The sequence below is a fragment of the Aquirufa sp. 5-AUSEE-100C1 genome (assembly GCF_054558655.1).
The window spans coordinates 188,703-213,456 of sequence record NZ_JBPXKO010000001.1; the positions used below are offsets into that span (position 1 = coordinate 188,703).

Below are 24,754 nucleotides of genomic sequence, written 5' to 3' on the forward strand. Positions count from 1 at the left end.
GCGGTTTATTCTTCATCTAATGCTTAAAAAGCTTATCATCGCGCTGTTCATCAGTGCGCCTATTTATAGTCAAAGTGTTTTTTCGCCTGCTGAGAAACCGGTGCAATATCAGCCGATTCATGTGGATGAAACCATCAAAGCAGATGGTATATTGGATGAACCTATTTGGAAAAATACCAAGCCTCTTTATTTAGACTATCAAGTTGAGCCTTTTCAAGGGAATAAAGCTAGTTTTAAATCGGAGGTTCGTGTCGTTTATAATCATAAATTTCTGTATGTCAGTGCCATCTTACACGATACCATAGGTCGAAACGGATTCCGCGCGCCAAATTTGAAGAGGGATTATCAATTTGTTGAGAATGATTTGTTTGGAATCGCAATTGATGGATTTAATGATCGACGGAATGCGCTCGTGTTGCAATCGAACGCTTATGGTGCCCAGCGAGATTTGTTGGCTTTTGATGACCGGCAATTTGATATAGATTGGGATGGTTTATTTCGGGTTAGAACGCAACGCTCTGACACTTCTTGGGTAGCTGAATTTGCGATTCCTTGGCAGACCCTACGATATCCTAAAATGAAGGAAGGCCAAGCACAGGATTGGGGAATTAATTTTTTTCGGGTAAGACGTTCAAGTAATGAATTAAGTGTCTGGTCACCGCATCCGCGTTCTATGAGTCCATTGCGAATGGATTATGCTGGGAAATTAGTGGGGATAATTCCACCACCTCTTACATCTACCAATATTCGCTTTATTCCGTATATGTTGCAGGTTTCGAATAAATCGGATGGTACCGAAATAGGGAATTCGTCGACAAGTGATTTCAAGTTAGGCGGGGAAATCAAATGGGTCATCAGTCCTACATCCGTGATGGATTTCACGTTTAATACAGATTTTGCACAGGCAGACGTCGATCGTCAGGTGAACAATATTTCACGTTTCTCGGTCTTTTTTCCAGAACGCCGACAGTTTTTCTTGGAAAACGCCTCTCTTTTTTCATCGGGTTTAGCTCCTGTTGATGAAGTAATCGGTGGGTCGATGTATATTCAGCCTTTTTTTAGCCGGACAATCGGATTAGATCAAAATGTTAATCCCATAGCCATTACAGCCGGATCAAGGTTCGTGTATCGTTCAGAACAACGAAATGTGGGAGGTATTTTTATGCGTCAGGGTGAGGGGGATGGTGACCCATTCACTAATTTCTTCGTCGGGCGATATTCCGAGAATTTTGGTAAACAAAATAGAATTGGGGCAATTGCCACGACAAAATCTTCCCCTTCTGCTGTTCAATCTACTGGAGCAGTCGATGCCTTTGTTCGATTCAATGATAGGTTTTCATTTAGTAGCATGGGAACGATTACGCAAGATAGTCGAACGGGTGACCAGGGATTGGCTGAGTATACGCAGTTTATATATAATGGGAATTTTTTTAGAGGATATTGGACACAAACCCTTGTTTCAGATAAATACAATCCAGCCATGGGTTTTGTCTCTCGTCGTGGTATTTTATCTAATTCTCAAGGTTTTGACTTTAACGTACGTGGCAAGTGGTTACCATCTTTTATTCGCAGTTGGGGACCGGGTATCTATACCGAGGTGTATCATAGTTTAAAAACAGGACGAATAATTGAGCAACGTGCACTTTCTGGACCCCTTTGGTTTGATCTTCAAAATGGTGGTATTCTGGGTGGATACATTGAAGCGAGTAATCAAAATCTGGAAGAGACCTTTAGTCCTGTCGGGATTGATATTGCCCCGGGTAGTTATTCCTATTTCCGAAAGGGGTTTTTATTAGCCAGTGATCCGAGTGCCAAATATTCGGGCTCAACGGAATATGGTTGGGGTGGATTCTTTAATGGAACTTTACAGACATTCGATTCCAAATTTCGTTTAGCTCCCATTCCTCATGTAAATATGGGACTTTCATGGAGTTGGAGTAAATTTGAGAATATGGGTGTGGCGAAGGAGACGAAAGAAGTGAATTTATTGATTTTAGAATCACGCATGGCATTAAATCCACGCTTGCAATTGATCGGTTTTTATCAAATGAATACAAGTGACAATTTGAAATCACTCAACATGCGTTTGGCATGGGAGTATCAACCTTTATCTTATGTTTATTTGGTATTCAATACATTGAATTTTCAAGGAACGGATGGTACCCAACAAAAGCAACAAAGTATATTAGCTAAATTGTCTTACCTAAAACAATTTTAAGATGGAAATCGAATTACGCAGTGATACATTTACCTTACCTACTCCTGGCATGCGGGAGGCGATGTTTCAAGCACCCCTAGGAGATGATGTGTTTGGAGAGGATCCTACGGTTAATGCCTTGGAGCAGAAAGTAGCTAACATGTTTGGGAAGGAAGCGGCATTGTTTTGCGTTTCGGGTACCCAAAGTAATCAAATAGCAATTTCGGTACATATTAGTAAAGGTCAAGAAGTAATTTGTGATGAGTTGTCCCATATTTATCTCTATGAAGGTGGTGGAATCATGGCAAATTCGGGTGCCTCGGTGAAATTATTGAAGGGTGATTTAGGCCGTTTGACGCGTGATCAAATTGAGGCTGCGATCTCTCCAGATGATATTCATGCCTGTGAGAGCCGATTGGTTAGTTTGGAAAATACGGTGAATAAAGGCGGAGGTAGTGTATATAGCTCGGAAAGCTTAAAAGAGATCTCGGATTTTTGTCGGCAAGTACAAATCCCACTTCACCTTGACGGAGCGCGTATTTTCAATGCGATGACGGTGACGGGTCAAACGCCCCAACAATTTGGTGCTTGGTTTGATACGATTTCGATTTGTTTGTCGAAGGGTTTAGGTGCTCCGATTGGTTCGGTGTTAATCGGTTCGGCTGAATTTATCAAGAAGGCGCGTCGGGTTCGTAAGCGTCTAGGAGGGGGTTGGCGACAAGCGGGTTTATTAGCTGCAGCAGGTATATATGCTTTGAATCATCAGGTGGAACGCTTAACAGAAGATCATGCACGTGCAGGATCGATTGCCGCGATTTGTGCCAAATTGCCTTGGGTAGATCATATTTTACCAGTGGTCACTAATATTGTGATTGTTCGATTGAAGGAAGGCATCAAAGCTCATGAACAAGTAACGGCCCTGAAGGCGAAAGGTATACGTTGTGCGCCCTTTGGTCCTCAGTATATTCGATTCGTGACACATTTGAACTTTGATGATTTGGCATTGGCGGCATTTGAGCGACAAATTAATCAGTAAAATTTCAGTTTTTTGCGCTTTTAAAATAAACCTATTTCTATGCAGCGCAAGGCATTTAAGATGTTTCTATTGCCCGGTTTTGAGGCCGAGTACAAACGACGTCACGATGAGATTTGGCCCGAATTAGTGGATTTATTACACGAAGTGGGCATACAGAACTATTCCATATTCCTAGACGAGGAGACGCTGACCTTGTTTGCTTATTTAGAAGCACCTGATTTACAGCAATTGGATTCTTTGCCAGCGCATGCTGTCATGCAACGCTGGTGGGCCTACATGGGTGATATCATGCAGGCCAATCCCGATAATTCTCCGGTGGCGGTCAATATTCCGTCCGTATTTTATTTAGCATAATTCGATGAAAAAGATTCTTTTCGGGCTTCTGGCTCTTTCATATCTAGCGGTTTCAAAACCGAATAAAGCTGAAGTATTGGCTAAAATGCAATTGGCAAATCAGTATTTCCAACAAAAATGGCCTGATGTTGGCCAAGTTATCGTGAGTCCAGATAAGACTCGACCTTCCAATATATGGACTCGTTCAGTTTATTATGAGGGATTATTGGAGTTGTATAAATTGAGTCCCAAGGAAGCGGATTTGAAGTACATGGTTGATTGGGGTAATTTCCATCGTTGGTCTTTACGGAACGGTTTGAAGACACGAAATGCAGATGATCAGGCCTGTGGGCAGGTTTATATCGATTTGTTTTTAATGCAAGGAGATTCTTCGCGCATTAAGCTGATCAAGGAGAATATTGATAACATGGTCGCTACAGAAAAGGCGGATGATTGGTCCTGGATTGATTGCTTGCAGATGAGTATGCCGGTTTACACCCGCTTGGGTGTTATTTACAAAGATCCCAAGTATTTCCAAAAGATGTATGATTTGTATGCATATACCAAATACAAACATGGCGGGAATGGATTGTACAATCCATCTGAAAAGCTTTGGTGGCGGGATAAGGATTTTGTTCCACCGTATAAGGAGCCCAATGGTGCGAATTGCTATTGGTCAAGGGGAAGTGCTTGGGTATACGCCGCCTTGGTGAGAACCTTGGATTTGTTGCCTGAAAATGATCCACATCGTGCGGAATATTTGGCCGACTTTGTGGCGATGTCGGAGGTTTTACCTGCTTTACAACGAGAAGATGGTTTTTGGAATGTGAGTTTAAAAGATCCTTCTAATTTTGGAGGACCAGAGTTGACGGGAACTTCATTGTTTGTTTACGGAATGGCCTGGGGAGTAAGAAATGGGATCTTGCCAGCCAAAAAGTACAATGCGATTGTTGATAAAGCCTGGAAGGGCATGTCGGCCTGTGTGCATCCCAATGGATTTCTAGGCTATGTTCAAGGAACAGGAAAGGAGCCTAAGGATTCTCAACCTGTGACCTTTGACCATGTACCTAATTTTGAGGATTTCGGATTGGGTTGTTTCTTGTTGGCCGGTTCCGAACTACTAAAGGCTAAATAGCATGCGAATTTGGGCGCTTCTGCTGATATCGTTTGTGGGTCTTGCGCAAAAGATTGACCGGAGAGCTGTGGTGGAGCGTCATATCGTGAAGCTGAATCAAGTAGATACGGTGGGGGCCTTGTCGGTCGGAAATGGCCATTTCGCTTTCACGGTCGATGTGACGGGGCTACAATCTTTCCCGATGGAATATTCAAAGGGGATTCCCTTAGGTACGCAAGCCGATTGGGGGTGGCATGCCTTTCCGAATATCTCAAAATTTCAGCGTTTGGAGACGTATCGAGATGCACTTTATGCGGGTAGAAAGGTGTCTTATGCCTTGCAAGGACATCAGAATGCGCGAAAAGATTCAGCCACGGAGTATTACCGACAAAATCCGCATCGCATCCATTTAGGACATTGGGGATTCCGTATTTATTCAAAAACAGGAAAGCTTCTGGGGTTACCTGATTTGAAATCGATCGCTCAACGTTTAAATCCATATACGGGTGAGATTCATTCGCATTTTGAGGTGGAGGGTATTCCAGTCGATGTGATTACGTTTGCTTTGCATCAGGTCGATGGAGTTCAGGTAAAGGTAAATTCGGCTTTGTTGAAAACGGGTCAGTTGCGTTTTTTTGTCGATTATCCGTTTCCGAGTCAGGCTTTTGTGGACGAGGGAGTCAATTATCAAGTAGGAGGTCACTCCACTAATATCAAACGCTTAGCTACGAATCAGGTCCAAATTCATCATGTCATGGATAGTTTGAATTATCAAACATATGTTCACGGCTCGGTGGCTTTTCGTTTTAAAAGAGAGGCTAATCATACCTATGAATTAAGTCCGAATAGTTGTGCTGAGATTCAATTTTCCGTTTCCTATGGTCATAAACCTGTTCTCGGACTGAAGGAAGCCCATGTTTTCAATCGTCGAGTTTTCGAACATTTCTGGAAATCTGGGGGAATGATTGATTTTTCGAGAGTTAAGGACCCGAGGGCCCTGGAACTCGAAAGGCGAATGATTTTATCCTTGTATTTGACACGAATTCAGTCGGTAGGAAATGAACCACCCCAAGAGACGGGTTTAACGTATAATTCTTGGTACGGTCGGCCGCATCTTGAAATGACTTGGTGGCATCTGATGCATTTTGGCTATTGGGGACGGTCGGAATTGATGGAGCCGGCGTTGAAATGGTATGAGAAAAACTTGGGGGAGGCGCGGAAATTGGCCGACCGACAAGGCTTTACGGGAGTTCGTTGGCAAAAAATGACGGATCCATCAGGTGGGGAGTCCCCATCATCGGTCGGTTCTTTTTTATTATGGCAACAGCCACACATCATTGAGATGTTGGATCTAATTGCGCAATCGAAGCCAATTTCTTTTCGTAAGCGTTTTGCAAAAATAGTTCAAGAAACGGCGGAGGGGATGTATTCCTTGATGTCTTGGGATGATTCAACGAAAACTTACCGATTAGGACCTGGCTTCATTCCGGCGCAGGAATCTTTACCTTATGCCTCGACCTACAATGCGCCACTGGAATTGGCAGCATGGTATCAAGGTTTGAAGAAGGCACAGGATTGGAGATTACGTTTAGGGTTGAAGCCTGAGGAAAAATGGACGCATGTTCTTGCACATTTTCCGGGTTTACCCGAATATAATGGGATTTATCAAGCAGCAGCTGGAATCGGGGATGGATATCAAAATCCGCGATTTGTTTCGGATCACCCGGCAGTTTTAGGTGCTATGGGTATGTTGGCCCCTTTATCATCGACAGATTCTACAAAAATGAAGAATACCTTGCAAAAGGTATTGAGTACTTGGAATTGGTCCTCAACTTGGGGTTGGGATTATCCCTTAATGGCAATGACAGCGGCTCGATTGAAAGAATCAGATTTGGCAATTAATTTATTGTTGATGCCTCAAGAAAAGAATCGATATCTAATTAATGGACATAATTATCAAGACAAGCGTTTGCGATTATACTTGCCTGGAAATGGCGGTTTATTGACCTTTTTAGCTTGGATGGCGAAAGGTAAGATGGGTAATGCTTACTTTAGTGGATTTCCTTCGGGTTGGGATGTCAGGGTCGAGGACTTTTCTTTGGAATAGGATATTTTCAAGTAGTTTTTTAATTTATTTAGTATATTCGCCGATTACTAAACTTATTTCAAATGAAAAAGACATTAATCGGTGGTATTGTAGGAGGTTTAATTATCTTTTTTTGGCAGGCTTTTTCTCAGATGGCCTTTAATTTACACGAACCAAGTCAGAAATATAGTCCGGGGCAGGACTCTGTCTTGATCGCCTTGTCGAAACATCTCAAACAGCCTGGAGGCTACATGTTACCTCGCATGAAGGAGATGTTATCCATGGAGGAAATGGAAAAATTTACGAAATCGATACAAGGTAAGCCTTGGGCCATTGTACGTTATTATCCTTCGAATGATACGAATATGAGCTCAAATATGATCCGAGGATTAATCGTGAATATTCTTTTGGCTATGCTATTAATCTGGATTATTCAGCAGTTAAAGGTGCCAACAAAAGGCTTGATTTTACGCTTAAGTTTAGTGGTAGGTTTCATTGCGTTCACCAATGTGGCCTATACGGAACATATTTGGTATCCCGTATTTGATATACGGGCATCTCTGATTGATGCCTTGGCTTCTTGGGGACTTTGTGGACTTTGGTTAGGCTATTGGATGACAAAACGCAGTTAACTCGAAAATTATTGGAGATAAATATTTTTAATGAATATGGGGTGGGTAATAGGTTTGTATAATATATTTGTCCCCAACATATCTTATCATCAAACTTTATTCCTATGAAAAAGACATTTCTTTATCTATTACTTATTTCCTTCGTTTTTTCAGCTTTAAGTACTTTTGCCAATAATCCGGATGCCTTGGTTGGCGTATGGAAAACAGGGGAGGGAACTGCCATGGTTCGTATCTACAAAAATGGGGACAAATACCAAGGGAAGGTTGTTTGGCTAAAAGAACCCAATGATCCAGAAACGGGGAAACCTAAGTTAGATAAAAATCACCCGGATGCAGCTTCTCAAAAAAGAGCGATACTTGGTTTAATTAACGTTTGGGGCTTTGTCTACAAGGATAATAATACCTGGGAAGAAGGTAATATTTACGACCCTAAAAATGGGAATACCTACTCTTGTACGATGAAATTAACCTCGCCCAATTCTCTGGAAGTTCGCGGATACATTGGTGTATCTTTAATCGGACGTACAGACAATTGGACGAGACAACAAGCTAAGTAGACCTAAGGGGATACAAAATTTAAGCTAACATTTACGAAAAACGGATTTCCTAGGTTACTCGAAAAATACGTTTGATTCTCATTTTTGGCATCATACGCATTGGCAACATCAAATCGGTAGTTAACACGAACACCGGCTTGAAGATTTAACCAAAGAAATCCGTTTATTTTTTTATCCCACATGATTCGTGGTTTGATTTCTCCGCGTTGGATGTAGGCGTTTTCTGCGCCAGGAACATTTGCCCAATATTGATTTCCTTCCAACTCAAAGCCGGCTTGTAGCATATTGGATGTCGAGAAGTTGTAGCGTATATAGCCTCTTGCTGGTAATAAAAGTTCCATTCCCCAACGGTCATTGAAGGTTTTGTTCCAAAATAAAACGGGAACATGGATTAGTTTACCGGCACGATAGGTTCTAGCGAGACCCGTACCGATCATGTTATTTTCAGACGTCTTCCAGCCATAGATGACCGTCGCACTGTTGGTAACCGCCTTCGATGATATATCCTTTGAGCTCGCAAATAGTCCATTCAGGTCCGAACTTGCTTGAATAATCATAAAATTACGCTCATTTAGGGGCTTGAAGATGGTTGTGTTCATTCCTGCCGTGATTAACGCGTTGGAAGAAAGCGAGTTTGCTAATGCGTTTACACTTGGATTGGCTACCGAGAAATTACTGCCCCAATAGTTTAGTCCCATTTGCCAAATGATTTTGTTGGTTGAAACAACTGGAATGTTTACCTGAGCACGCAAGGCATTTACTTGGTCCACATGGATGGTACTGGGTAGTTCTTTGCTATTAAATTGTACACCTGGCATCGCAAAGTGTCCATAATTTTCAAATCCAAGACTAATGATTCGTTGGGGAGTTTGATTGAGTACTTTAACGGTACAATAGCGTTTAACACCATCCGCGTCACCAAAACTGCTGTAATCAAACGTTTCTGTGGTATCGCTTTGGGCATGAGCGATCATGCTGCTAAGACCCCAAATGAGCGTAAGTAGTTTTTTCATATGTTATTTAGTTTGTCGGTAGCAAATATACAATTGGAAGGATTTGTTTGTACTTTTTTGCTTCACACTAAACGAAATATTTTTCATTTGGTTTTGAAATAATAGCAGGAAATAAAAATGGCTCGGAACTGTTCCGAGCCATTTGCTTAATTGTTGGAAAATTAATTTTCCTTGTGGAATCGGAGGGATTCGAACCCTCGTCCAAACCTAGAAACCTGATGCTTTCTACACGTTTAGATTTGATCAATTTTCGATGCCCAACAGGTTCAGATCAGACCTTATTGAACACTTATCCGCTGGATACTAATGAACGCTTAGCGAAATTGCATTCATCGACTCTGCATGGTCGACGCTCCAGATTCCCTAGCGGCAGAGTTTGGCCGGGGTGGAACGATGGCAATTGGTTAGTCTATCAGACTAAGCAGCCATGGCATACGAAGTATTGCCAGCTATAATTCGAAGGTTTTTTATACAGGAAATGCCTCCAACTCCCGACGTGCTTACAACCGATCTGCTTAAGCTGTCAAAACCGGTCGATCCCATTAAGTCACAAAGATACAAATTAAATCAAGGGTAAGGCAGTTGTTGACTTAATTTCATCCATGACAAATAAACTACTGATGTGCGCTACCGAGGGTAAAACCGCTAATTTCTCCTGGTAAAATCGGTTATAACTCTCCACATCCGTACTTAAAACCTTTAAATAGTAATCAAAGTTCCCAGATACCAAATGACATGAAATCACTTCGGGAAATGCTTTAATGGCCGTTTCAAATGCTGAGAAATTCTTTCGATTTTGTTTTTCTAACGTAACTTGACAATGGACCAATAAACCCAAATTCAACATTTTTCGATCCAACAAGCCTACATATCCCTTGATATAGCCATCGGATTCTAAACGCTTCATCCGGTCGTGCGTTGGGCTTAAGGAAAGATTTACCTGTTCTGCGATTTCCTTCAACGTTTTTTGACTGTTTTCCTGAATAATTTTTAATATTTTAATATCTATTGGGTCTAATTGGGATTTTGCTGCCATAAACTTTTCGGTTTTCTTGTAATAAATGGTGTCGTTTTGGTATATTTTTTTGCAATATAATTAGTATGAAGTAAATATTTCTTATTTATTGGTTTGTGTCCAAAATATTTATGGCGAGTGCTATATTTGCAATGTATTATACTTCATCAAAGGTAACGGCCAGCGAATTTTTCGTTGGCCGTTCTTTTTTTAACCACGTACATATGAAAATCGCTATTCCCAAAGAAATTAAAAATCAAGAGTTTCGGGTTGGTTTAACGCCCGCTGGAGCTCAAAGCTTTATCAAAGCTGGTCATCCTGTTTTCGTGGAAACCCAGGCGGGTGTTGGATCTGGTTTTGCAGATACCTCATACGAACAAGTGGGGGCTACTATACTTTCGTCGGCATCTGAAATTTATGCAGTGGGAGATATGATAATTAAAGTGAAGGAACCCTTGGAGGCCGAGTTTGCTTTGATCAAACCTGGGCAGATACTATTTACTTATTTTCACTTTGCAGCCTCTAAATCCTTAACGGAGGCAATGATTCGATCTAAAGCGATTTGCATTGCCTATGAGACCGTTGAGCTTCCCGACCGCAGTTTACCTCTTTTAACACCCATGTCGGAAGTTGCCGGTCGTATGGCAGTTCAAGTTGGGGCCTATTTCCTCGGTAAACCGCAAGGCGGAAAAGGAAAGATGTTGGGCGGTGTTCCCGGTGTTAAACCTGCCAATGTTCTTGTACTGGGTGGTGGGGTTGTGGGTACGCAGGCAGCTAAGATGGCTGCGGGTTTAGGCGCTCAGGTAACCATCATGGATACGAGTTTAGCTCGTTTACGTTATTTGAATGATATTTTGCCAGGGAATGTTGTCACACAATATTCCACGGAATTTGCCATACAAGAACATCTGCCTGAGGTAGATTTGGTGATTGGAGCAGTACTTCTTCATGGAGCGAAGGCACCGCATTTAATTAAAAAAGAGGATTTAGCTCGAATGCAGCCGGGTACCGTTTTAGTAGATGTCGCGGTGGATCAAGGGGGGTGCATTGAAACCTGTAAGCCAACTACCCACGAGAATCCAGTTTACATCGTCGATGGAATTCAACATTATTGTGTCGCGAATATGCCAGGTGCCGTACCGCAAACATCTACGCAAGCATTGACGCAAGCTACCTTGCCTTATGGTTTACTGATAGCCAATGAAGGTTGGGAGGCTGCCTGTCAAAAAAATGAGGCCCTTAAGAAAGGCCTCACGATTGTGGAAGGTAAATTATTGGATGCGACGCTAGCTGCACAGTTTAATTTATAATTGGATTGAATAATGGAAAAGGCGAGCAGTTTGTTTCGCCTTTTTTTTATGGAAAAAATCGTTCATGAAAGTTGACGAGAAACAATTCATGGGTAGCTCTCGTAATGGCCGTATAAAGCCAGCGGATGTATTCCGCATCCACTTGCTCTTCTTTTAAAAATCCTTGATCGACAAATACGGCTTTCCATTGGCCACCTTGTGATTTATGGGTCGTCAACGCATAGGCAAATTTTACCTGCAAGGCATTCAAATACGGATCTTTTCGGATGGCCTCCATTCGTTCCTTTTTCTTGGTGATGTGGGCATAGTCTTCGCAAACGGAATCATAGAGTTTTTTGTTGGCCTCCTTACCTAAGGCTGATTCTGCCGAATGAAGCGTATCCAATAAGATTTTTGCTTCAACTTCAGGGTGCTCCTCGTAATCACATAGCCTGAGTATGACATTCATGAAACGCAAACCATGCATTTCCTCCTCCTTTTTGATCTTAAGCACCTCCACGAAATCACCATTCGCCAAGAAGCCCGCCGGAGAATCCTCGTCTAACCAATGATAATTATTGCGGACAATCATCAACAAATCGCCCGATGAAATCTCATCTTCTTGATATAAAATGGTTCTCCGGATAAATTCATTAAACTGAACGGCGCTCTTATTGGAGCGAGTGAGCACGATAGACTCTTCCTTGCCAAACTTCCGATAAGCATAATGCATTCCGTCCTCCAATTTTTCCCCCGTCATTCGAAAAAAATCCTTAAATGAAGCCGTGTTGAATTGAATGGCAGTGGATTGATTGGCCAATAATCCCCGCAAATTTGTTGCATTGTAAAGAATTCCAGAATGGATGTCTTGGCGCATCACATCGACTAATTCGTGGTCCATGACATCCATGTGAAACTCCTGGGATATGTAATCTTTGGAGAGAGCGGGAGAGGAACTCTTCCCAACGGGCGGTAATTGCGCCGTGTCACCCACAAAGATTAGTTTATTTCCCGTGTGTCCATTTTCAGGATTCGTGAAAACATATTCGATTAGGTCGGTTAAAAGACTGTTCTGTCCAAACTCAGACTCATCCGTAATCATGGATGCCTCATCCACAATGAAAACGGTATTCGTGGCATAGTTATTCATGCGTTGGAACACCAAAGCACCTGAATTCGGATTAGAGACTTGTCGGTAAATCTTTTTATGAATCGTCGAGGCCTTCTTTTTGGAGTAATTGGCCATGACCTTGGCTGCCCGACCGGTGGGTGCTAATAATTGGGTCTTGTAAGAAAAACTACCTAAAATCTTGATTAGGGTGGAAATCACAGTGGTTTTACCCGTTCCGGCATATCCTCGGATGATGAAGGTAAGCGGAGCCCATTCGTCTTCATTGAGGATGAAGGTGCTTAATTTATTGAATAATTCCGCCTGTGAAGGGGTAGGTTCAAAGGGGAATTTTTGATGCAATAAAAAAGCGGGACTCTTAGTGCTACTCATAAGGTGAAATTACACAATTGCATCCGTGATGGCAATCGAGTTTTCTAGGGATAAAGGACGGAATACATTAATCAGGCAAATTCGTTCATATTGATCAATTTCTGAAACTAAAATATCAGTTTCTTCTATTTGATCTTCTACTAATAAGCGCGCTCTTGTCGTTCCCCAATGCATTGGTGCTTCCGGCGTATACCAAATCCCATCCTTTAAAAAGGCTAAATTCGCGATGGTACAATCTTGGATGATTCCATCCTTGTGGAAAATTACCTCATCTGCCTCAGGATGGTGCTCCAAAATGCTTTGGAAAAAACCTCTCTCTGCCCATTTGAAACCATAATCGATTTCGCCCGCATCAACCAATTTAAACTTTTGAACATTTTTCGCCACATAGGGTAAGACTTCAATGGTCTGTGGATCCTCTGTGTAGGTGATTCGTAAGCGGTGTATTCCTTGGCTAGGTAATTCGATTTTTGCGATTTCGTCTGCTAAGTCAAAGGGCTCCCACACCGGAAAAAAGGCATCAAATGTTTCATTGACGCGTAATTGATGAAAGTCCAAGTGTTGGGCTTTTCCGTCAGCGATGCAAATCGTTTCTAAAAATGAAAACATAGTTAAAAGGGTAGGTATACTTTTTGCATTAATTCCTTGTATTCTTTGTGCGGTTCGGAATAGACCGTAATTCCGCCGCCGCTTTTAAATACTTTTTGATCATTTCTTTGCTCAATGAAGCGTATCATGACGCCAGTATCGAGGTTTTTTCCATCGAATTCGCCCATGATCCCCGTGTAAAATCCTCGCTCGTAATTTTCTGCCTCTTGGATAATCTTCATCGTCGCTGGTTTGGGTGCCCCAGTAATCGAACCTGCAGGAAGCAGGGCCTGTAAAATTTGACCGTAGCGACCTTGTAAATGGGGTAGCAACGCGCCCGAGATGACAGAGGACATTTGCCAAAGATTTCCCTCGTGGGTTTTTACTTCATCAATGTATTTGTATTTCTCCACGCGGATGGGAAACGCAACTTGACTTAAATCATTCCGAATCAAATCCACAATGGTCGCATGCTCCGCTTGTTCTTTGGGATTATTTCGTAAGGCCTCAGGACCATCTGCAGCAGAGGATGTACCTTTCATCGGAAATGAATAAATCTGATTATCCCGTATTTGAATAAAACACTCTGGCGAAAAGACAACAAACCGATTCTCAACATGCAATTTATAGGCTGCTTGCGCATAGGCAAAAATATCCCTTAAATTGGCATCCGTATCAATCAGTGTCTCAGCCGTAAGATTCGCCAAAAAACTGTCTCCATACCGCAAACCTTTCTGAACGATTTCAAATTTTGAAAGATAGGAATCGTAAGAAATAGGTTTCTTGTCAAAAGAAAATGATTGCTGGGGAGATTGTTTCTCTTTTCGAATTTCGAATTGAATTCCTAAGCGTTCGGCATCTTCGCGCGAACCTGCCCAAGCTTGGCTTTGGTCGTAGTTGACATAAAAGACAAAGGGGGTGCCTGAAATTCCCCATGCATCCAATTGTTTAGATACTTCTGTAAAGGATACATAGGGAATGTCGAGCATTCTATAAATAGTTTTGAGCTAATTCGATAACCTTACTTAAACCGGCAGGATTTTGACCTCCAGCCGTTGCTAAAAAGGCCTGACCACCGCCACCACCTTGAACTTCTTTCGCTAATTCACGAACAATGGTTCCGGCGTTGAACGATTTGGCCTCAACTAAATCTTTGGAGATGGCCAATGCTAAACTTGCTTTCCCCTCAATCTCGGCAACTAACAAACAGAACAAGCTTCCTGCTTCTGTTTGTAAATCAAATGCTAAATTCTTTAAGGCATCTGCATTGGGAACCGAAACTTGTTGGATAATGGCTGAAACATCTCCCTTCGTGCTGATTTGCTTCAACAATTCCGTCTTCAATCCCGAAATTTCCTTCGCTTGATAAGCCTGAACCGTTTTCTGGAGGCTATTGCTTTGTTCGATTAATTGGCTAACCGCTTTCACTAAATCCTTTGGTGCCTTCAATAAATTGTTAAGTTCCGAGAGAATTGCCTCTTGTTCGCTTAAGAGCGCATAAGCTTGTTGGGACGTAATCGCCTCAATCCGACGAACCCCTGTAGCCACCGAGGTTTCCGTAATAATCTTACACAATCCGATTTCACCCGTAGCCGGCACGTGCGTACCCCCACATAATTCCACCGAATAATTCTTATCAAATGTAATTACGCGAACAAAATCCCCGTATTTCTCGCCGAACAAGGCCATCGCGCCTTTTTCTTTTGCTTGGGCGATTGGTACATTGCGCTCCTCAAGCAAAGGAATATTTTCGGCAATTTTGGCATTCACCAATTGCTCAATTTGAATGATTTCTTCGTCTGTTACCTTTTGGAAATGGGAGAAGTCGAAACGTAAAAGCGATTCATTCACCAATGAACCTTTTTGCGCAACGTGCTTACCCAATACTTCTTGCAAAGCTGCTTGCAATAAGTGTGTCGCACTATGGTTTTGCGTAATCGTGCGGCGGCGGTTTACGTCTATCGTTGCGATAACCTCTTGATCGCTTGCTACTGTTTCGATTCGCGCATCGCTTAAAAAGTGCACGATCAAATCATTCTCTTTTTTAGTATCTACTACCTGAAGGCTGATACCCGAATTTTTAAACGTTAATTGGCCCGTATCACCCACTTGTCCACCTGATTCAGCGTAGAAAGGGGTCGTTTCTAAAACTACTTTGTATTGAACGCCACCTTTGTTTTGAATCTTTTGATATTTAAGGATTTGGGTATTTGTTTGGGTCTCATCATAGCCCACAAAGGAAACTTCATCCCCTTCACGAACAATCACCCAATCTTCCGCGCTGGCCCCCGCATCTTTGCGTGAGCGCTCTTTTTGCGCTTGCAAAGCCTTGTTGAACCCAGGTTCATCAATTTCCAATCCCTTTTCACGGGCAATCAAAGCCGTCAAATCAATCGGGAATCCATAGGTGTCATTCAATTCAAATACATCATCTCCGGAAAGCACCTTGCCTTGGCAATCTTCCATCAATTTATCCAAACGAATTAAGCCTGTGGATAGAGTACGTAAGAACGATACCTCCTCCTCATAAATCACTTTCGCCACGAATGCCTCCTGAGCGATCAATTCATCGAATACGCCTGTGAATTGTTTGGCCAATAAAGGCACTAATTCATGCATAAACGGTTCTTTGAATCCTAAGTAGGTATAACCATAGCGAACAGCACGACGTAAAATACGTCGAATCACATAACCAGCTTTCGCATTGGATGGCAATTGGCCATCCGCTATACAGAAGGCAATCGCACGAATGTGATCGGCAATGACACGCATCGCGATATCTGCCCATTGTTCCTGACCGTAATGTTTCCCAGCCTTTTGAGCTAAATATTGAATGGTTCCTTGGAACACATCGGTATCGTAATTCGATTGTTTGCCTTGAATCGCCATGCAAAGACGTTCAAATCCCATTCCGGTATCCACGTGCTTGTTTGGCAGGGGAACCAAAGATCCATCTGCCATGCGCTCAAATTGCATGAATACGTTATTCCAAATTTCTACGACCTGCGGATGATCTGCATTGACCAAAGATTTACCGGAAACCTTGGCCACTTCCTCCGCATCACGTAAGTCGATGTGAATTTCTGAACAAGGTCCACAAGGCCCCGTTTCACCCATTTCCCAGAAATTGTCTTTCTTATTGCCGTAGATGATTCGATCTTCGCCAACAATCGCTTTCCAGATATCAAAGGCCTCCTGATCAAACGGAACACCATCTTTTTCATCGCCTTGGAAAACAGACACATAAATACGTTCCTTCGGTAATTTGAATACTTCGGTTAATAATTCCCAAGACCAGGTTAATGCTTCTTGTTTGAAATAATCGCCAAAAGACCAGTTGCCCAACATCTCAAACATTGTGTGATGGTAGGTATCAAATCCTACATCCTCCAAGTCATTATGCTTTCCAGATACGCGAAGACATTTTTGAGTATCCGCAATACGTTTCGAAGGAGGCGTTCCGTTTCCTAAGAAAAAGTCCTTAAACTGCGCCATCCCCGAGTTATTGAATAAAAGGGTAGGGTCATTTTTCGCAACCAAAGGTGCTGATGGTACAATCAAGTGACCTTTGGATTGGAAGAAATCTAAAAACTGTTGGCGGATCTCCGTAGAAGTCATTTTCGCTTATTTTGGGAATGGGTTGGTTTAATTGGCTCGCTTGTTTATTTTTGTTTAAACAAGAATCACAAAATTAGTTTTTTTTGTTGAATTTTTGAACCAAATAAGGGCTTTTATGAATTTAGACAAGCAATATTATTCGATTAAGGAAGTTGCCGAATTATTCAAGGTCAATCCGTCTAAATTACGCTATTGGGAAACGCAGTTCCCACATTTACTTCCCAAAAGAACCGGAAAAGGTATTCGGAAATATACGCCGGTGGACATTGAGAAGATTTCAGTTTTGGTGGATCTCATCGATAAACAAGGTTTGACGATTGAAGGAGCGAAATTAGCCATCAAGAAAAATGGTTCACCGAAGAATCCGAATCAAGCGGTCATTGACCAATTACTAGATATTCGACAATTTTTACAAGTTATTTCGGATGATTTAGCCTAAATCTTGCTTTAGTTTGGTTTCGTAATGGAAGCCAACATGTATCCCGAAAAAGTCTATCAAATTGCCCTATCTCGTATCCCGCAAATCGGTGTGGTTAATGCCCGTCGTTTAATTGCCTACACGAAATCTGCAGAAGCGATTTTCAAATCCTCTTCCAGCGACTTGCAACGAATACCTCACATTGGACCCGTATTGGCTCATTCAGTTGCTCAACAGGGTTTATTGGAAGATGCTGAGAAAATCTTAAATGCCTGCGAAAAAGCAAAAATTCAAACCTTGTTTTATACGGATGCTAATTTTCCAGATCGAATGAAGCATATGTATGATGCTCCTATTCAGCTATATTATTCTGGAAATGTGGATTTAAATCAGGAACGGTTTTTGGCCGTCGTCGGTACACGGAAGGCGACAGATTATGGTCGTCGAACTACCCATTCCCTGGTCGAGCAATCGCTAGGAACTCAGATAACCTTTGTTTCCGGACTCGCCTATGGAATTGATATCGAAGTCCATAAACATTGCCTTCAATTGGGTATTCCTAATATCGCTGTTTTGGCGGGTGGTTTCGAACATATTTATCCCGCGAAACATCGAAAATATTTGCAAGACCTCGTCTCGAATGGAGGGATACTCTCGGAACATCCGCTACATCAAAAGCCTGACCCGCGTTTTTTTCCATTACGAAATCGAATTATTGCAGGTATGACCGATGCGACTGTGGTCGTGGAAGCCGCTGAGAAGGGTGGGGCACTCATTACGGCCGATTATGCGAATAATTATCACCGAGAGGTTTTTGCGATACCCGGCAATTTGGATAAGGTTTTCTCAGAAGGTTGTAATCGACTTATTCAAAAGAACAAAGCGGTGATTTATACGGATTTTCAAGCATTGTGTCAGCAGATGAATTGGATACATCCGGAGCAAACAATCAAATCGAATAAGAATCTACAATGGTCGAGGTTGACCGAGGAGGAAAGTGAGATTATCGCTTTCTTGGCCCAAAATGGGGAGACGAAATTGGATACCTTGGCGTGGAAACTACAAAAAAAAGTGACCGACTTGGCGGTCACTCTCTTGAATTTGGAATTCCAGGGCCTGATTAAATCCTTGCCTGGTTATGTTTATCGCTTAAAGAACTAAACACCCCAGGTGCTTGGGTTTACACGCCAATCTTGTAAGGTTACCAATTGCGTATCTGAGATGTAATCTAATTTGATGGCCTCTTCAACTAATACATCGTAATTACTGAGGGTTACCAATGGAAAACCTGCGTTTTGGAAATTCTGATCAGCAATTTCAAAACCATAGGTAAAGATGGCGACCATTCCCAACACTTCCACACCCGCTTGTTGGAGCGCTTCTGCCGCCTTCAATGAACTTCCACCCGTAGATATCAAGTCTTCAATTAAAACTACTTTTTGACCCGGTTTCACCGAACCTTCGATTTGATTTCCCATACCATGTTTTTTCGGCTCAGGACGGACGTAGCAAAAAGGTAGATCAAGGAAGTCGGCCACCAAAGCGCCTTGAGCAATACCCGCAGTAGCGACACCGGCAATGGCGTCTACATCTTTAAAGTATCCTTTTACAACAGCGGAAAGGCTATTTTTAATGTAAGTTCTTGCTTCTGGATCTGATAAAGAAATTCGATTATCACAGTAAATGGGTGATTTCCAGCCTGATGCCCATGTGAAGGGTTGGTCTGGACGTAATTGAATGGCTTTAATGCGTAATAAATGCTGGGCTACTTCTTGTGAAATGGTCAAATTAGACATGCGATATCGTTTCTTTTATTTAATTACAAAAATAGTTTTTTCGGCTTATCTTATCATTATTTAATTCTATTTTTGCCAAAATTAAATTTCCCTAATGGTCATTTTTATTGACGATCGTCCGATCAAATTAATTAATCGCAAGAAAAAGCATTCTTATCCTCCGATGGAGGATTTCGATGTGATTATCGATGCTCGCTTAAAGCCGATTAAAATTGCGGATTTCAAAGGACACACGTGTTTATTAAACGTGAGCGTTGATCAAATGGAAAAAATCATTGAGGACTTACATGGGAAAAAGCCATTTGATTTTCATTCCCTCTATATTCTAACGAACATTAAGGAGGCTTTAAAGACGAAGATTTGTTCGCTTTATTCAGTTATCGAAGCTGCAGGTGGTGTGGTACAAAATGAAGCGGATGAGGTTCTGTGGATTTATCGACTCGGAAAGTGGGATTTGCCCAAAGGTAAATTGGAGAAGAATGAGAAATTCAAGAAGGCCGCTGTGAGGGAAGTAGAGGAGGAATGTAATGTTAAGGCAACCTTAGTCGATAAGATTTGTACAACGTATCATACCTATTCGCATAAGAATCAACGCATTTTAAAGAAAACCAAATGGTATTCGATGCGCAGCAAGCATACGGCAAAATTGATTCCTCAAGTAGAAGAGAATATTGAGAAAGTGGAATGGTTATCTCCTTTAGCGATGAATAAGGCAGTTTCAGACACCTATTCATCCATTCGATATGTGATGATTAAATTTCAAGAAGCTCAAATACCATCCAAGGTATAAGGTAAATATTGGTCGATTTTGCTTCCATAACGATGCAAATCCCGAATAATCGTTGAGCTAATCGGTGCTAAATGCGGTGAGGTAATCAAAAAGACCGTTTCCAATTCTTCGTTGATGTGACGGTTTACTTGTGAAATCGAGTTTTCATACTCAAAATCGGTTGTGTTTCGTAATCCTCTGATGATGAATTTCGCGCCAACTTCTTTGGCGACATTGGCCGTTAGGTTTTGGTAAGTAACTACACGAACAGGTTTTCCTGCAAAAGTGCTTTCGATGTAGCCTTTCATTTTTTCCAAATTGAAATAACGATTCTTATTGGAGTTTTGGCCGACACCGATCACGATTTCGTCAAATAAGGTCAATGCCCGTAAAACAATGTCCTCGTGCCCTTTGGTAAATGGATCAAATGAGCCTGGAAAAAATGCAGTTCTTTTCATGAAAGAGGTATGTTCAATCGAATTAAATTATCGATCAGTTGCTTGTTTGTGGAATCGGGTCCTTCCATACGAATACTTTCTTGATTCCATTGTATATCAAAAGTATCACGAATAGAATGTAAATAATAGGCTAAGGCTAATTCATGTTCAAAAGGAAATACATTCGCTAATTGCAGTTGACCATGTTGGAAATAAGTTACATAGGCCTTGTTTTCCTGTAAGTAAACATGAATTCGAGGATGGATATATAATTTGGAATTATTTGTATTATTTCCAATTAGGTGATTGTACTTTATTTGGGCCAAAGGAAATAAGCTTGCCAATTGATCTTTCCAAGCACTTGGGATTAAAAACAACAAGGTAGAATCAACCAAAGGGCAAGGCTGCTCATGTAATTCTTGTTCATTCATACAATGTTCTCCTAAGGCTTTCTCTAAGAATGCCACACGATATAAGGGATCGTGATATTCATTAGGAAGGAGTAGGAATGCAGGATGGATTACTTCAATTGAAACCTCTTGATGCACCGACTGAGCCATGGCAAAGAAATCAAGTCGGGATTTAATCGCTTGATTTGCCTTTTTCCAAAGTACTATTTCTTCGCCAGGAAAACGGATTCCCTGCTCACTAACCTGTAAAGTTAGGTCAGCGCTAGGTTCTACCGGATTCGTATGTGAAGCTGTTTGCAAGGTTAATTCCATTCAAAGTGCCCGAAATTGCAAAAAAAATAGGACAATAGATAAAAAATAGAATTTTTTTCTAGCCTCAAAATGCCTAATTTTGCGCCTTATTTAATCCAATTCGTATGTTATCTGTATCGAACGTTTCCCTTCGCTTTGGGAAAAGAGTCTTATTTGAAGAAGTAAATATCAAGTTTACGGAGGGCAACTGCTATGGCCTTATTGGGGCTAATGGGGCAGGTAAATCCACTTTCTTGAAGATTTTGTCGGGAGAAATTGAGTCTCAAACAGGTAGTGTTTCGATGAATCCAGGTGAACGTATGTCCATCTTGAAACAGAATCACTTTGAATACGAAGAGTATCCTGTCTTGCAAACCGTTATCATGGGTAATAAGCGTCTTTACGATATTATGCAGGAGAAGGATGCGATTTACATGAAGGAGGATTTTACGGAGGAAGATGGCAATAAGGCCGCGGATTTAGAAGCCGAATTTGCCGAATTAAACGGTTGGGAGGCAGAATCCGAGGCAGCAACGCTTTTGAGTGGCTTAGGGATTAAAGAGGATTTACATTATACCTTATTACGTGATTTAAATGGTTCGGAAAAAGTAAAGGTACTCTTAGCTCAAGCGCTTTTCGGTAATCCGGATATTTTGTTGTTAGATGAGCCGACCAACAACTTGGATATTGATTCAATCTTATGGTTAGAAGGTTTCTTGCAAAACTTTAAGAACACGGTAATTGTCGTTTCTCACGACCGTCACTTCTTGGATAATGTGTGTACACACATTGCCGATTTAGACTTTGGTAAAATTCAATTGTATGGGGGTACCTATACTTTTTGGTATGAATCGTCTCAATTAGCAGCACGTCAGCGTCAAGATCAAAACAAAAAGACCGAGGAGAAACGGAAAGAATTGGAGGAATTTATTCGTAGATTCTCTGCCAACGTAGCGAAGTCGAAGCAAGCGACCTCGCGTCAAAAGATGTTGGATAAGTTGCAAGTGGATGACATTAAGCCTTCTTCTCGTAAATACCCATTCATCAATTTCAAGCCAGAGCGCGAAGCGGGAGACCAATTGTTATCGGTTGAAAACCTATCGGCAAGCACAGAAGATGGAGTTCCATTATTCACGAATGTGTCTTTTACGATCAATAAGGGTGATAAAGTAGCATTTCTTGCCAAAGATTCATTGGCGATTACAGCCTTGTTTGATATTTTGATGGGGGAGGCAAAACCCACTTCAGGTGAATTCAAATGGGGGGTAACGACCACACAAACCTATTTGCCCAATGACAATGCGTCTTATTTTAAGGATGATTCCATGAATTTGGTGGACTGGTTGCGTCAATATTCCGTAGAGAAAGACGAAAGCTTCATTCGTGGATTCTTGGGCCGTATGTTGTTCTCGGGTGAAGAGGCCTTGAAGAAATGTACAGTGATTTCAGGAGGGGAGAAACAGCGCTGTATGTTCTCACGTATGATGTTGTCAGGTGCGAATGTGTGCATCTTTGATGAGCCGACGAATCACTTGGATTTGGAATCCATTACCGCTTTGAACAACGGGATGGTCGAATTTACAGGGACGATTTTATTTACCTGCCATGATCACCAACTAACGGATACCGTAGCGAATCGTGTCATTGAATTAGGTTCGAAATCGCATTTAGATAAGTTGATGACTTACGATGAATACATTACGGATCCAACGGTAAAAGCGCAACGTGCGAGTTTATAAGACCCAAAGAGCATAAAAAAGCCTCGATTTTCATCGAGGCTTTTTTGTTTTTAATCGTTTGATTACAAAATGAATCGTGTCGAAAGGAAGTTTGACTGTTGGTTCTCCACAATTTGGTTCACCAAATCCTTATTCAATTGATTCGCTTTCGTCGCTACCACAGTTCGGATTGAGAATGAACGCAATGCGGCTGTTACCGATAAAGTTCCTTCTGCGGAATCCTTACGACCTGTGAATGGGAATGAATCCGGTCCACGTTGGCATTGCGCATTAATATTCACACGCGAAACTTGATTAACCGTCTCATCGATTAACGCTGAAATCTGGTTTACATCCGTACCAAAGATCGCAACCTGTTGTCCGTGCGATGATTCATGGATGTATTCAATCGGAGTCGAAATATCTTCAAAAGGAACGACAGGAACCACAGGTCCGAATTGTTCTTCATGCCAAACCTTCATCTTGTTAGTTACAGGGAAAAGCATCGCTGGGAAGAATAATGACTTGAAGTTTTCTCCACCGTGCTTATTAATTACTTTAGCGCCGTGTAATTTGGCATCTTCAATCAATTCTTTCAAGTACGCCGGCTTGTTAGGCTCCGGGAGAGGAGTGATCTGAATACCCGGCTCCCACATCATACCGATTTTCAAGGCTTCGATTTTCTCGGCTAAACCTTTGTTAAAGGCTTCAGCTAAAGACTTGTGAACGAAGATAATCTTTACCGCCGTACAACGTTGGCCATTGAACGATAGCGATCCCAATAAACATTCATTGATTGCTACATCCAATTGGGCACTTTCGGTTACGATGGCTGCATTCTTGGCATCAAGACCTAAAATGGCACGTAAACGGTTCACCTTTGGGTGCATTTTCTTTAGTTTGTCGGCCACTTTGGATGAACCAATCAAAGTCAATACATCAATTTTACCCGACTCCATCAATTGAGGGATAATTGAATTTCCACGACCGTACAATGTGTTAATCACACCAGCCGGGAAAGAATCCTTGAATGCCTCCAATAAGGGATAGTGCAATAAGGTACCGTGTTTCGGTGGTTTGAAAAGTACCGTATTTCCCATGATTAAAGCGGGGATCAAGGTAGTAAAGGTTTCGTTTAACGGGTAGTTGAAGGGCCCCATACATAGTACCACCCCTAAAGGAGAGCGACGTACCTGCCCAATAATTCCTTCTTCGATCAAGAACGTGGATGAGGTACGATCGATATCTTTTAAGGCACCGATGGTATCGTAGATATATTGAACCGTACGGTCAAATTCTTTTTGAGAATCCCCTAAGGATTTACCAATTTCCCACATGAGAAGTTTTACGACTTCATCACGCTTTTGAATCATCTTTTGAGTGAATTTTTCCACGCATTCGATTCGTTGGCTTACCGACATCGATGGCCATTCGCCACGACCGTTTGAATAAGCCTTTACGCCGGCATATAAAACTTCCATCGCATCTGTGGCATCCGTAATCGGGTAAGATCCGATACGCTTTTGCTCAAATCCGTTGTTCGTTTTAACATAGATAGGTGACCAAACATCTTGGGTCTTGCCAGTCCATTTACGCATTTCTCCATTGACAAGGTATTCTCTTTGTTCAATGGGTTGCGTCAAATCAAATTCTTTGGGGATATCCGTTGCTTTGGGGAACAGATTTTCTAAATCACTCGCTTGCATATGTTTTGTTAAATAATTTCTGATTGCAAATTTCACGGATTTGCATCTTTCGAATAAAGCAATGTACTAATTATTTGAATAATACTGCGTTAAATAAAAAAAGTATAAAATTTAAACGCTTAAAATTCTGTTTTTAGTGGGTATTTGCGGCGGATTTTATTGATTTGAAACTTGTACTGTTCCGTAAAACTGTTTGGATGCATCTGAATAAAAGCTTTCTCCCAGGTAAA

The 24,754-nt window shown here is 41.7% G+C and carries 22 protein-coding genes and 1 other RNA gene; 12 read left to right on the forward strand and 11 right to left on the reverse strand.

Annotated elements, in window-relative coordinates; all coding sequences use genetic code 11:
- The first annotated feature begins 19 nt into the window (after positions 1 to 19).
- The 7 genes from ACMH5P_RS00850 (at position 20) to ACMH5P_RS00880 (ending at position 7,955) form a co-directional block, all read left to right on the forward strand.
- On the forward strand, positions 20 to 2,218 hold the full coding sequence (locus ACMH5P_RS00850) for a carbohydrate binding family 9 domain-containing protein (RefSeq protein ID WP_459492424.1): 2,199 nt from the start codon (positions 20 to 22) through the stop codon (positions 2,216 to 2,218).
- Position 2,219: 1 nt separating this feature from the next.
- Positions 2,220 to 3,233: a threonine aldolase family protein gene (locus tag ACMH5P_RS00855; protein WP_459492425.1), complete on the forward strand. Its 1,014-nt coding sequence runs from the start codon at positions 2,220 to 2,222 to the stop codon at positions 3,231 to 3,233.
- A 39-nt stretch (positions 3,234 to 3,272) separates the two neighbouring features.
- A complete protein-coding gene (rhaM, locus tag ACMH5P_RS00860; protein WP_459492426.1) occupies positions 3,273 to 3,587 on the forward strand; it encodes an L-rhamnose mutarotase in 315 nt (104 codons plus the stop codon).
- A gap of 4 nt (positions 3,588 to 3,591) precedes the next feature.
- Positions 3,592 to 4,701, forward strand: a complete 1,110-nt coding sequence (locus ACMH5P_RS00865) for a glycoside hydrolase family 88/105 protein (RefSeq protein WP_459492427.1) — start codon at positions 3,592 to 3,594, stop codon at positions 4,699 to 4,701.
- Between the two features lies 1 nt (position 4,702).
- Positions 4,703 to 6,787, forward strand: a complete 2,085-nt coding sequence (locus ACMH5P_RS00870) for a hypothetical protein (RefSeq protein WP_459492428.1) — start codon at positions 4,703 to 4,705, stop codon at positions 6,785 to 6,787.
- 62 nt (positions 6,788 to 6,849) lie between these two features.
- Positions 6,850 to 7,398: a hypothetical protein gene (locus ACMH5P_RS00875; RefSeq protein ID WP_459492429.1), complete on the forward strand. Its 549-nt coding sequence runs from the start codon at positions 6,850 to 6,852 to the stop codon at positions 7,396 to 7,398.
- A 104-nt stretch (positions 7,399 to 7,502) separates the two neighbouring features.
- Entirely contained in the window at positions 7,503 to 7,955 is a 453-nt protein-coding gene (locus tag ACMH5P_RS00880; protein ID WP_459492430.1) for a DUF2147 domain-containing protein, read from the forward strand.
- Between the two features lie 2 nt (positions 7,956 to 7,957).
- Here ACMH5P_RS00880 and ACMH5P_RS00885 read toward each other — a convergent pair whose 3' ends face one another.
- From ACMH5P_RS00885 to ACMH5P_RS00895, 3 genes are all read right to left on the reverse strand, one after another.
- Positions 7,958 to 8,968 (reverse strand): DUF6268 family outer membrane beta-barrel protein, encoded by a 1,011-nt coding sequence (locus tag ACMH5P_RS00885; RefSeq protein ID WP_459492431.1) that lies wholly within the window; start codon positions 8,966 to 8,968, stop codon positions 7,958 to 7,960.
- Positions 8,969 to 9,139: 171 nt separating this feature from the next.
- Positions 9,140 to 9,509: a transfer-messenger RNA gene (ssrA, locus tag ACMH5P_RS00890) on the reverse strand.
- 21 nt (positions 9,510 to 9,530) lie between these two features.
- On the reverse strand, positions 9,531 to 10,004 hold the full coding sequence (locus tag ACMH5P_RS00895) for an Lrp/AsnC family transcriptional regulator (RefSeq protein WP_459492432.1): 474 nt from the start codon (positions 10,002 to 10,004) through the stop codon (positions 9,531 to 9,533).
- A gap of 203 nt (positions 10,005 to 10,207) precedes the next feature.
- Here ACMH5P_RS00895 and ald point away from each other — a divergent pair, with 203 nt between their 5' ends.
- Positions 10,208 to 11,293 (forward strand): alanine dehydrogenase, encoded by a 1,086-nt coding sequence (gene ald, locus ACMH5P_RS00900; protein ID WP_459492433.1) that lies wholly within the window; start codon positions 10,208 to 10,210, stop codon positions 11,291 to 11,293.
- Between the two features lie 46 nt (positions 11,294 to 11,339).
- Here ald and ACMH5P_RS00905 read toward each other — a convergent pair whose 3' ends face one another.
- Genes ACMH5P_RS00905 through alaS form a run of 4 tightly spaced genes read right to left on the reverse strand, consistent with a single transcriptional unit; the run spans position 11,340 to position 16,979 of the window.
- A complete protein-coding gene (locus ACMH5P_RS00905; protein WP_459492434.1) occupies positions 11,340 to 12,773 on the reverse strand; it encodes an ATP-dependent DNA helicase in 1,434 nt (477 codons plus the stop codon).
- A 9-nt stretch (positions 12,774 to 12,782) separates the two neighbouring features.
- Positions 12,783 to 13,382 (reverse strand): aminotransferase class IV, encoded by a 600-nt coding sequence (locus tag ACMH5P_RS00910; RefSeq protein ID WP_459492435.1) that lies wholly within the window; start codon positions 13,380 to 13,382, stop codon positions 12,783 to 12,785.
- 2 nt (positions 13,383 to 13,384) lie between these two features.
- Positions 13,385 to 14,350: an aminodeoxychorismate synthase component I gene (locus ACMH5P_RS00915; protein ID WP_459492436.1), complete on the reverse strand. Its 966-nt coding sequence runs from the start codon at positions 14,348 to 14,350 to the stop codon at positions 13,385 to 13,387.
- A gap of 1 nt (position 14,351) precedes the next feature.
- Positions 14,352 to 16,979 carry an alanine--tRNA ligase gene (gene alaS / locus ACMH5P_RS00920; RefSeq protein WP_459492437.1) on the reverse strand — a complete coding sequence of 876 codons (2,628 nt, stop codon included), beginning with the start codon at positions 16,977 to 16,979 and terminating at the stop codon, positions 14,352 to 14,354.
- Between the two features lie 115 nt (positions 16,980 to 17,094).
- Between alaS and ACMH5P_RS00925 the strand changes: the two genes are divergently transcribed.
- Positions 17,095 to 17,418, forward strand: a complete 324-nt coding sequence (locus ACMH5P_RS00925; RefSeq protein WP_459492438.1) for a MerR family transcriptional regulator — start codon at positions 17,095 to 17,097, stop codon at positions 17,416 to 17,418.
- A 24-nt stretch (positions 17,419 to 17,442) separates the two neighbouring features.
- A complete protein-coding gene (gene dprA, locus ACMH5P_RS00930; RefSeq protein ID WP_459492439.1) occupies positions 17,443 to 18,558 on the forward strand; it encodes a DNA-processing protein DprA in 1,116 nt (371 codons plus the stop codon).
- Here dprA and pyrE read toward each other — a convergent pair.
- Positions 18,555 to 19,193: an orotate phosphoribosyltransferase gene (gene pyrE, locus ACMH5P_RS00935; protein ID WP_459492440.1), complete on the reverse strand. Its 639-nt coding sequence runs from the start codon at positions 19,191 to 19,193 to the stop codon at positions 18,555 to 18,557. The genes dprA and pyrE overlap by 4 nt on opposite strands.
- A gap of 94 nt (positions 19,194 to 19,287) precedes the next feature.
- On the opposite strand from pyrE, the gene ACMH5P_RS00940 reads away from it, so the two are divergent.
- Complete coding sequence (locus tag ACMH5P_RS00940; RefSeq protein WP_459492441.1) at positions 19,288 to 19,983, forward strand: NUDIX hydrolase; 696 nt, start codon at positions 19,288 to 19,290, stop codon at positions 19,981 to 19,983.
- Here ACMH5P_RS00940 and coaD read toward each other — a convergent pair.
- The gene (gene coaD, locus ACMH5P_RS00945) at positions 19,962 to 20,420 is read right to left on the reverse strand and encodes a pantetheine-phosphate adenylyltransferase (RefSeq protein ID WP_459492442.1); all 459 of its coding nucleotides are present in this window, start codon (positions 20,418 to 20,420) and stop codon (positions 19,962 to 19,964) included. The genes ACMH5P_RS00940 and coaD overlap by 22 nt on opposite strands.
- Positions 20,417 to 21,121, reverse strand: a complete 705-nt coding sequence (locus ACMH5P_RS00950; RefSeq protein ID WP_459492443.1) for a DUF3822 family protein — start codon at positions 21,119 to 21,121, stop codon at positions 20,417 to 20,419. The genes coaD and ACMH5P_RS00950 overlap by 4 nt, the downstream gene beginning before the upstream one ends.
- Before the next feature lie 104 nt (positions 21,122 to 21,225).
- Between ACMH5P_RS00950 and ACMH5P_RS00955 the strand changes: the two genes are divergently transcribed.
- Positions 21,226 to 22,839, forward strand: coding sequence for an ABC-F family ATP-binding cassette domain-containing protein (locus ACMH5P_RS00955; RefSeq protein WP_459492444.1), 1,614 nt, complete (start codon positions 21,226 to 21,228; stop codon positions 22,837 to 22,839).
- Positions 22,840 to 22,901: 62 nt separating this feature from the next.
- Here the strand turns inward: ACMH5P_RS00955 and ACMH5P_RS00960 are convergent, their stop codons facing one another.
- Positions 22,902 to 24,524 (reverse strand): NADP-dependent glyceraldehyde-3-phosphate dehydrogenase, encoded by a 1,623-nt coding sequence (locus tag ACMH5P_RS00960; protein WP_459492445.1) that lies wholly within the window; start codon positions 24,522 to 24,524, stop codon positions 22,902 to 22,904.
- Positions 24,525 to 24,754 lie beyond the last annotated feature (230 nt).